Origin of the sequence: Emticicia sp., from assembly GCF_049241225.1 — a bacterium.
GTDB lineage: Bacteria > Bacteroidota > Bacteroidia > Cytophagales > Spirosomataceae > Emticicia.
In genome coordinates this window covers 19,554-22,754 of sequence record NZ_JBMLRC010000309.1, presented here as the reverse complement: position 1 = coordinate 22,754, position 3,201 = coordinate 19,554, and the positions used below count along the sequence as shown (strand labels likewise).

The window sequence follows — 3,201 nt, the reverse complement described above, 5'->3', positions numbered from 1 at the left end:
ACTGATAAATGCAACGATATTGCAAATGTAATAAAAAATCCCCGTTGAATGGTTCAACGAGGATTTTTTATATGTTTCAAAAGGAAGACTTCGCTCAAAGCGAAGTCTTCCTTAAACTACTCCGCTACTCTCGAATAATATTTATTATAGATTGCTTCGTAGCGTTTTGCTGCGGCTTCTTGGTTATTTCGGCTACAAATATTGGCAATCACCTGTAAATTACGAAGGTTGATTTGCAAATAATCTTGGATATTATCAGGCATCCATTCAGCACTTTTCTGACCTGCTTTCTGAGTAAAGTACGCCAAGTTTCCATCGGCACGCTTTGTGATTGTTTCGGCAATTTCCATTGCTTTTTTGCTATCACCTACTTCAAAGTAATACATTACGTAGTTGGTGCAAAGTTGGTCGTAAGGAATCACGTTATCGGGCAATACTTTATTGGCATAATCAAGCACCTCTTTGGCTTTGGTTTTCTTTTCTTCTCTAACCAATTGGTCTGCCAAACGCAAGAACGCCAAACGAGCCGTGATGATTGGCACTTTCAAGTAAGTTTCCGAATCATAATATACATTCGGGTTATCCATTCCTCTCCAAGCCATTTTCTTCAACATATTGTCATACATGATGTCAGTATTCGCAAAACCATCATCACCTTGGCTTACTTTGATTGGCAATAAACGGTAAGCGTAACCTTCCAACTGCATATAATCTTTCAGATTCAAATAGTTGTCGTTGGCAAGCGTTCCTGCAAAATAAATTGGACGTTTCCAGTTATTCTGAGCAATCATTTCGAGCTGCATCAAATCGTTTTTCAACAAATCACGTTTGCCGATATTCCATGTGATTTGACCAGTCAAATATGGCTCAAATTGTTTTGGAACAAAACCCATTTTTTTCACTGCCTCCACATCATAATTCAAGAAAAGGCTATCTGATGGCAAAGAGTTGATGCTCTCGCCAGTTGTCAAAGGAATCTGAATCGCTGGGTCGTTTTTCTTTACCAATTCCAAATAATCTTTCAAGTTGATTGGGTCGCTTAGACGCTCAACGAAAGGAATTTGGTCGTTTACACCACTCAATAATTGGTCGGTCGTAAATGTAATCGGCAATGCTTCCGATTGGTAAGTTTTGCGTTTCATTTGCTCGCAATACCAGTCAGTACCTAACAAGCTCAGGTTACACACACGCACGTCCGTACGGAAACCTTCAACTTCCTGCACATACCAAAGTGGGAAAGTATCGTTATCACCACCCGTAAACAAGATTGCGTTTGGAGCACATGAATTCAATAAGTTTTTAGCAAAATCTACTTGGTGGTAGCGGCCTGAGCGGTCGTGTCCTTTCCAAGTTTGAGGAAGCATAATCAACGGAACCGCCAAACCTAAAACTGTGGCTCCAACTGCTCTTGCTTGTGAATTTTTGATGAATTTCAATACATAATCAAATAAACCCATTACGCCAATACCAACCCAAATCGCCCAAATATAGAACGAACCAACGTAGATATAGTCACGCTCACGAGGCTCAACTGGCGGTGAATTGAGGTAAACAACCAAGCCAACGCCCGTAAGTAAGAATAAAAGGAACATAACGAGTGCATCACGCTCACGACGGAAATAATGATACAACAAGCCCAAAATACCTAAGATTACTGGTAAACCGAAGAAGTTTGTACGTCCACGGTTTTCTTTGATAGCTGGCGGCAAATTGTCTTTCGATTCCAAAATATTGGTTGGGCCAGCACCTTCAATATCGCTCGAACGTCCCCAGAAATTCCACGCAAAATATCTCCAATACATGTAACCCATTTGGCGTTTCATCATGTAGCCAATGTTGGTGAAAAGCGTAGGCTTTTGGCCTTCGGCAAGACCCATTTCTTTGCGGTAAAGTTGTTGATGCTCCGAACTCCACATACGTGGCAAAAGGCTTTCGCTATTTGGTCCCCAGATGTAGTTTGGCTTGTAGTCATAAACTTCATATTTGTCTTTACCCATTTTATAAATAGGCTCGCCATTTTCGATTGATTCGAGTTTTCCTGTGAAAACTGGGCCATAAAGTAGCGGACGGCTACCGTATTGCTCACGTTTCAAATACGAAACGTAGTTCAGCACATTGCTCGGATTATTCTCATTGATTGGCGGATTATAGTTTGAACGAATCAATGCTATGGTGTAAGAAGAATAACCAATCAAAACAAAAGCGAATGAAATCAATGCCGTGTTGGCAATGACCATACCTCTTTTTTGCGTGTAGAAAATTCCGTAGGCGAGTCCGCCAACGAGCAAGATTACGAAGAAAATAATACCCGAACTAAACGGCATTCCGAAGGTATTCACGAATAGTTTTTCAAACGTAAAACCAAGTGATGGGAAACCCGTAATAACACCCACGTTTACCACACCTAAAACTACCAAACCAACTAAGAAAGCGATAATGCCGCCTTTCCAAGTGATTTTCTTGGCTTTTTTGTAATAATATACTAAACCGAGAGCGGGAATCGTAACGAGGTTGAGCAAGTGAACTCCGATAGAAAGGCCCACTAAATAGGCAGTAAATATCAAGAAACGATTCGCTTGAGCTTCATCTTCGATGTTTTCCCAACGAAATGCCGCCCAAATTACGATAGCCGTAAAGAACGATGACATTCCGTAAACCTCAGCTTCAACGGCCGAAAACCAAAAAGAATCAGAAAAAGCATACACCAACGAACCAACGGCACTTGCACCAAGTACCAAGATAATTTCGGTTGTGTTGAGGTCGTCGCCCTTTTTACCAAAAACCTTACGAGCCAAAAGCGAGATTGTCCAAAACATAAATAGGATAGTAAACGCCGAAGCAATTACCGAAACCATATTTACCATCAGAGCCACTTTCGTGACGTCGCCACCCGCAAGGAGTGAAGCCATGCGGCCGATAAGTAAGAAAAGAGGAGCCCCAGCCGGGTGTGGAACTTGTAGTTTGTAAGAACAAGCGATGAACTCGCCGCAGTCCCAAAAACTGGCGGTTGGCTCAACGGTGAGCGTATAAGTAAGGAGTGCAACGGCAAAAATCGCCCATCCGACGATATTGTTTAGCCTTGTGAAATTGTTCATTTTTTGAGATTAGTGAATAAATATTCTCTTGATGACCCAAAATTAGGGAATTTGCAGGATAATCAGGCAGAAAAGAAACTTAAATTATCTTAAAATAAGGAAAAAT

Annotated in this window: 1 protein-coding gene; it reads right to left on the bottom strand. The window is 41.2% G+C overall.

Features of this window, described 5'->3' with window-relative positions; genetic code table 11:
* Window positions 1–116: 116 nt before the first annotated feature.
* Complete coding sequence (locus tag ACOVO2_RS16520) at window positions 117–3,095, bottom strand: protein O-mannosyl-transferase family (RefSeq protein ID WP_421771040.1); 2,979 nt, start codon at window positions 3,093–3,095, stop codon at window positions 117–119.
* Window positions 3,096–3,201 lie beyond the last annotated feature (106 nt).